Consider the following 6,431-nt stretch of genomic DNA (forward strand, 5'->3'; position numbering starts at 1 on the left):
CATCCATCTCCTGGACACCCGCACCCGTGCCGGGGCTGAGACCAGTGACCAGATGAAGTACCTGTCCGAACGCGTGGGCGCCACGTTCGTCTACGCCGGAGTCGCCGTCGAGGATTCACCGTTGCTGGGCGGGGTGCGCGGGGAGCAGTTGGCGGGGAGGTTCAAGCTCCTTTCCAACCCTCCCCTGCCGTACGGCTCGCGGGAGCAGCAGGCTGCGTGGCGCGGGCTGCTGGGTGGTATGGAGGACGCGCTGCGGCTCGAGCGGCATCGCGCCGGATCGCTGGGGCGCATGGCCCGCTACCTGCACACGCGCACCGGCGGGCGCATCGGCAGCCTGTCCGCGGTGATCCGCGAAGCCGCGATCACCGCGATCCTGGACGGCACCGAAAAGATCACCAAGAAGCAGCTCGACGCCGTCCGCCTCGACCACCTCGCTGAGCAAGACGCACGGCCCCCGGCCGAGCAGGGCGACTCCGGTCACTCCCAGACGGCCGTCTGAGCAGCACGCACCTCACCTCTGCCCTGTTCGGTGGGCGTTCCCAACTGCGGGTACCCACCGGCCACGTGAAAGTTCACCTCACCACGCCATGCACCTGTCCCCATCTGTCCACAGCCGCCTGGCCACAGGCGTCATCCGCACCACTCCCCTCGAAGGCGAGACGACCGTTTCATGGATCACACGGTGGGCAGCCCGCTACCACCTGCCCCCAGGTCCTTACCTCCGCGCCGTCCTTCAGCAAGAAGGCCGCGCCACTGTGAGCGGCCGGAGCGGGCTGGGCACTGAGCTCTACCTCAATACCGCCGCACGCGAACGCGTGGCCGCCTACAGCCGCATCGAGGAACAGGTCCTGGCATGCGTACTGCCCGCCTGGCCACTCGACCTGGACGTTCTACGGCACCACACCGGGCCGGCCGCACACTGGCAGTCCCCCATCACTACGTACACGGTGGCTTCGGTCATGGCCGGGTGCCTCAAGTGCACCGCACCACGCAGCGGCGGACGGCAGGTGTGGCAGTACCGGGGGTGGCACCAGCGCGTCTGCCGCATGCATCGCATATGGCTCGTCGGCGGCGAGCCGGGCTACACGGGTCTGGCCCAGATCCCGCTCGATCACCTGGGCCAGGGCGAAGCCGCCCGTGTCCTGGCCGCACACCGACGCCATCAGGACCTGATCGACCAAGGTGAGATGGCTGCTGCAGCGTGGCAGTGGGCACGCGGCGCCATCCAACACCTCTACACCGACCAGGATTCGAGGCCGCTTCCTGTATCCGTGCCCTGGAACAGACGCCTGAAGGCTCTGGCCGAACGCGCCGGGTGCGGTGTGTACCGGCCGTGGGACATCATCGCCCGCGATCTGGTCACCTACCCCGAGACCCTCGCCCTCGCCAGCGCCCTCGCCACCGCCGCCGACCAGCAGAGAGCAGCAGCTCCACAGCACTTCGAAGCCTCTCTCACAGAGGCACTCCGTAGGCTCACCAGCCTGAACACCACCCACGGCGTTGAACACCTCGCCCGATGGCTGGCCCAGCACACACGGGAAGAACTCCAACGATGGCTGAGCTCGATCAGCGGAGACAGGACGGCCGTGCCACTGAACGTCCCCGCCCTCACCTGGGCACTCAAACGCCGGCTATCAACAGCGGGCTTGAGCAGGACACATGAGCCCGTCGGCACCGGATAGCAGGCCCGGTTACATCTGCCATGGGCAGAACACCACCAGCAGCGCACCCTTACTTGCCAGCATGGCCGGATGGACAACAAAACTGCGGTACGTCGGCTCGATATGGGCTACATCGTGCGGCCGGCCGAAGAAGCCGGTACGACGCAACCGCGTGTTGAACCGGTTCTCGCCTATTTGGTACGGCACGGGAAAGAGCTGATCTGCTTCGATACCGGAATCGGGGTGGCCGACCCAGGCACGGAGGCCCATTACCGTCCCAGGCGGCGCCCACTCGAAGACGCACTGGCAGCAGCAGGAACCGCCCCGGCGGAGATCACATTGGTCACGAACTGCCACCTGCACTTCGACCACTGCGGCAACAACCCGCTGTTTGCCCACACACCGATCCCGGTACAAGCCACGGAGCTGGCCGCCGCCCGGCGAGGTGGCTACACCATCGACGGCCTGGTCGACTTCCCCGGCGCCACGTACGAGCAGATCACCGGCGAAACACAGATCGCGCCGGGCCTGTGGATCATCCCCACCCCCGGCCACACCGACGGACACCAATCCCTCGTCGTCCAGCACGATGACGGCACGGTGATCCTCGCCGGCCAGGCACACGACGTCGCTTCCCACTTCACTGCAGACCACCTGGCGCATCGAGCTGCCCGAGATGGCCTGACACCACCGGCCCCCAGCTGGCAGCCCTGGATGGACCGGCTCCTCACGTTTGATCCCCGCCGTGTCCTGTTCGCACACGACAACTCCGTCTGGGAACCATGAACCGACGTCACCGGGACACCCGGCACGGATGCCGTACCCGGACCCAGCCAAACCGAGAAACCGCCCAGGCAACCTGAACTCTGCACGAGCACCGACCCGCCCTGTCCCCACACCAGCAGGTAGAACGGCTCCCCAACAGCCTGGGGCAACGCCCCTATCGTCAGAAAATCCGAGCAGCCCTGCCCCAACCCCGGCCCTGTCAACCTGAACATCCCCAGGTCACAGCCCCACCCCAACACCCAACAACACCAACCCACGACAACAGGCGTGGTTGCTGAGAGACGTCCTCGGTCTGGAGCCCGCGGGCGAGGACGAGCAGCCTGTACGGCGCACGCAGGATCACAAGTGGATGCTCAACATGGTTGCCGCCCGCCAATACCGGGCGCGCGAAGGGCACTTGAACGTCCCCCGCAAGCACATCGAGGAGCTACCGGTCGACCTCGCGGGGCCTGCCGCTTCGGGGCGTGAGACCACCCCTGAAGGCACCGTGGCGTCGCGTTGGGGATGTGGGTGTCGAACGTGCGCCGCCGGGCCACGAAGCTCACCGCAGAACGCCGTGGCGATCTGGACCAGTTGGGTATGCGCTGGTGAGGGGGCGGGAGGCAACGGGCGCGGTGAACAGCCTTCGTGGCGAGCGCGCGGATGCTTGGGGCCGGCATCCGGGCGGGGGACGTGAGGGCGGATGCCGAGATGGTGGTGAATGCGGCGGGGCGGCAGCTGCTGGTCGGCCTGTGCCGTGTCGAGGAGGCGGTGCTGGGCGCGAGCGCTGCCCTCCTGGAAACACGAGGCCCCCGGGGCCTGGGAGGCCAAGGGCGCGGAGGCGCCAACGGCCCTGTGGCGTGTGGGTGGTTCGGTGGCAGGGCGGGTGGCCTTTGGCTGCGGGCTCTGTGCCGCACGTCGGTCGGGTTCGCCTGTGGGGTGGTCCGGCAGGGGCGGTGGCTGATGGACGCGGACGCTGACCAGGAGCTGGAGCATCTGGAACTGCACGCGGTACCGGACGTCATCGTGGCGAGCGTGGACACGTGCGGCTGGTCGTGCGCCCTCTACGGCTGCCGGAGGGCGCCGCACGGCGCCGACGAACTCAACGTTGATCAAGCGCTGATCGAGCTGGAGAGGCCCGGGGCGCAGGCGTGCAAGGGGTGCGGCGTGGCTGCGGCGCTGCTGCTGCTGCTTGGGGCCGAGCGCGAGAGCGGCGATACCGCGTAGGGGCGTGGTGAGGGGTGGCGCGGGGTTGTGTGCGCCTTGCTGCGCCGCCGGGCCGGACGTCCCGTCGAGCACGGCGTCGAGCGCGGTCAGGGTCAGGCGGGATGCCCGCCGAGGCGGGGCCGGCTGCGGCTGAGGGCGTGCCGTCGTGCCGTCGTGCCGTCGTGCCGTCGTGTCGTCGTGTCCGGGGTGTGGCCCGCTGGGGTGAGGCTCTCGCCGGCTTCCGCAACTTGGCGATCATCACTTTTCGCCTCGTCGGCCGGGCCAACGTCGCCCAGGCCCGCCGCGATCTCCTCAACCACCACGATGCGTTCGCCGTCTGTTGCGTCTGATCAGCCGCTATCAGAGCGGGCAGATGTCCAGAACGCCGGGGCCGTGTGCCCCCGGGGCGGGCCAGCGGCTGCAGGTCACCCGCGCGAGTGCAAACTGACGTTCTGCCAGAGCTGTGAGAGTCGGGCTCGCACAGGAAGCGTGAAAAGCTCTCGTCATCGCAGGTCACAAGGTACTTTCTCGTTTCCGGAGATGTTTTCCACAGGCTTCTGGCCGGTGGAGGCGGGCTCAGTCGGCGAAGGCCTTGGATGCCCCCGGATTGTTGACGACCGCGTATTCGGTTACGTGACCGTCGGCGTCCTCCAGTGGCGGGACGGAAGAAGCGTGCATAGAACGGGGAGACGTACATATGCGGATGAGGGCGAGGACGTCCCCGCTGAAATGGAGAAGTGAAAATGGCCGCTGAGTCATTCTCTGCCGCGGGGGATACGTCTGGGACCGGTGAACCTCTGGTTTCGACGTCGGTTCACTGGGGCACCGCGCAGCTTGGCGCCCCGCCCCTCGCACAGCCCGCCCCCTCTGCGCGGGCAGTCGACCAGGACACCGGCGACGTGAGCCTGCAACAAAAACGGACCGAGCCCAGTCCCGACGATGACGCGGTGGAAGAGCTCATACGTGTAGCCGTGGTGTCCAGGCCCCTGGACGATGTCGTCGAGCTCGTCACCCTCATGGAGCAGTCACCCGACGGTGTGCCCACCGCCGCCTCGGTGCTGCGGCTGGCCGCCGTGGCCCGCTCCGTCGACGACGTCACCCGGCTGGTGGAACTGCTCGGCCCGCCCGCGCACCCGGCCGAGCACATGGATGAGGCGGTTCGGTACGCCGCCGAGGAACGGCCCATTCCGGAGGTGAGCCGTCTCGTCCACCTGCTGTCCCGCCCCCCGCACGATCCGCACAGCGGCGCCGAGGCGGTGCACGCCGCCGGCACGACCAGGTCTGTCGAGGATCTGATGCAGCTGATCGGCAGACTGAAAGAACACAGGGACGCCGACGACACCGTGGCCGACGCTGAGGTCAAGACCTCGCCCGCCGAGGAGGCCCGTCCCTCACTCGTGCCTGCTGGCGCCGCGTCAGACGCGCAGGGCAGGACTGCTCTGGTGTGGCTGCGTCGCGTGGCGGGCGTACTGCTGCTGCTCTGTGCGGGGGCTCACGTCCCGCTGAACTGGTCGCACGCGCCCGCCTTCGGTCTTCCCGTCGCGCTCGGCGTTTTTGTCATCTGCGCCGCAGCGGGCGCGGTGCTGTGCCGGAGCGGGGGGCCGGTCGTGGCCGTGACGAGCACCTTGGTGGCCGGTGCCCTGACGGTGGGCCACTTCGTGGACGCTCGGGTCGACTCGAGCACGTTGGCCTATGTGCTGCGGCCCAACGGGCTGGCGGGCCCGCTTCCGACGGTGTCGGCGGTGGCCGCTGCGCTGGCCGCGCTGCTGGTCGTGGCGCTCACGGTCGCCGGCCTGGGGGCCGCGGCCAACCGGGAACCTGGCCCGCGTCGCTAGCGTCCAGGGCTCGACCCCGGACGCCGGGGCTGATGTGGGCGGTGAGGCGCTCGCGCGGGGTCTCATCGTCGAGCTGGGCGGCGGGATTCCACGCGTTTGCGGTGACTTCTTCCGCTTGCAGGGTCGCCTCGTTCGCGCGGGTGCGGAGCAGGTGGCGGAAGTCGGTGTGCCGGTGTTCGGGCTCGCCGTTGGCGTCGCCCGCAGGGGATGGTGTGGGCGTCGACGTGGACCGGGGCGGCGTCGGGGGAGTCTTCGACCCGGGTGATGCCCCCTCTCCTCCGTGAGTACGTGCGGTGCGGCGACGGCGAGGGTGGTGTCCTCGGGTTCGAGGTACCCGCCGGGCAGCCGCGGCCGCGTGCCGAGGGCCTTATGCCGGATGTGCGGGATGTGCGGGATATGCGGGATGGCGTCCGACTGGTTGATCAGGATCACGCGCGGGCGGTGTTGTGGCCTCCAGCTTCGTGGCAGGAGGTGAGTTGCGCGCCGAGGGCGAGCAGGTCGATTGACGTTCGGCGAGGGGCCCCGACCAGATGCCGGTGCTGTGGGCGTACTGGGCGAGGGTGTGGCGCTGGAGCGGGGAGCCTTGGCCCCTTGTCCCTCCCCTTGCCGCGCCGTCACAGGCCGGGAAAGGCGGGAGATTCATGGCCGTATGACGAACCGGCAGAGCGGCTGCGCGGCGAACGTCACCGATACGGCTGTCACGATCACCACGGTGATGACGGCTTCGCTGACGTTGCGGCGCCGGCGGTGGTTCACGGCCGCCTGCCCCAGAAACAAGGGGGCCGTCGGGCGGTCTGCTTGAGCCCGGCGAAGACGCCGAAGTGACACCCCGACCCGCATCCACGCAGGTCACTCCACTCCCCCACCACCAGCGACGGCCGGTCAGCCGGCGTCGACCGGCTGAATGTGCAGGCGTGGGGTTTGGTTGTGCTGTGGGGTGGGTGGGGGGGGGCGCAGGTGGTGG

General features: G+C 68.9%; 5 protein-coding genes and 2 pseudogenes. All 7 read left to right on the forward strand.

What is annotated here, in order from left to right; all coding sequences use genetic code 11:
- Positions 1–499, forward strand: a pseudogene (locus tag QIT00_RS38420) (ATP/GTP-binding protein); the annotation flags it as partial.
- A gap of 88 nt (positions 500–587) precedes the next feature.
- Positions 588–1,682: a TniQ family protein gene (locus QIT00_RS38425; RefSeq protein WP_282540146.1), complete on the forward strand. Its 1,095-nt coding sequence runs from the start codon at positions 588–590 to the stop codon at positions 1,680–1,682.
- A gap of 69 nt (positions 1,683–1,751) precedes the next feature.
- Positions 1,752–2,447: an MBL fold metallo-hydrolase gene (locus QIT00_RS38430; protein WP_282540147.1), complete on the forward strand. Its 696-nt coding sequence runs from the start codon at positions 1,752–1,754 to the stop codon at positions 2,445–2,447.
- A 495-nt stretch (positions 2,448–2,942) separates the two neighbouring features.
- A pseudogene (locus QIT00_RS39140) lies at positions 2,943–3,038 on the forward strand (hypothetical protein); the annotation flags it as partial.
- Between the two features lie 351 nt (positions 3,039–3,389).
- Positions 3,390–3,653 (forward strand): DUF6233 domain-containing protein, encoded by a 264-nt coding sequence (locus QIT00_RS38435; protein ID WP_282540148.1) that lies wholly within the window; start codon positions 3,390–3,392, stop codon positions 3,651–3,653.
- A gap of 188 nt (positions 3,654–3,841) precedes the next feature.
- Positions 3,842–3,982, forward strand: a complete 141-nt coding sequence (locus QIT00_RS38440) for a hypothetical protein (RefSeq protein ID WP_282540149.1) — start codon at positions 3,842–3,844, stop codon at positions 3,980–3,982.
- A gap of 597 nt (positions 3,983–4,579) precedes the next feature.
- Complete coding sequence (locus tag QIT00_RS38445; RefSeq protein WP_282540150.1) at positions 4,580–5,467, forward strand: hypothetical protein; 888 nt, start codon at positions 4,580–4,582, stop codon at positions 5,465–5,467.
- Positions 5,468–6,431: the final 964 nt, after the last annotated feature.

The sequence above is a fragment of the Streptomyces luteolus genome (assembly GCF_029968015.1).
GTDB lineage: Bacteria > Actinomycetota > Actinomycetes > Streptomycetales > Streptomycetaceae > Streptomyces > Streptomyces luteolus.

Excerpts from the sequence above, each read along its gene's own strand:
- QIT00_RS38425 (WP_282540146.1), top strand. The coding sequence starts at position 588 with ATGCACCTGTCCCCATCTGTCCACAGCCGCCTGGCCACAGGCGTCATC.
- QIT00_RS38435 (WP_282540148.1), top strand. The coding sequence starts at position 3,390 with ATGGACGCGGACGCTGACCAGGAGCTGGAGCATCTGGAACTGCACGCG.
- QIT00_RS38430 (WP_282540147.1), top strand. The coding sequence starts at position 1,752 with ATGGACAACAAAACTGCGGTACGTCGGCTCGATATGGGCTACATCGTG.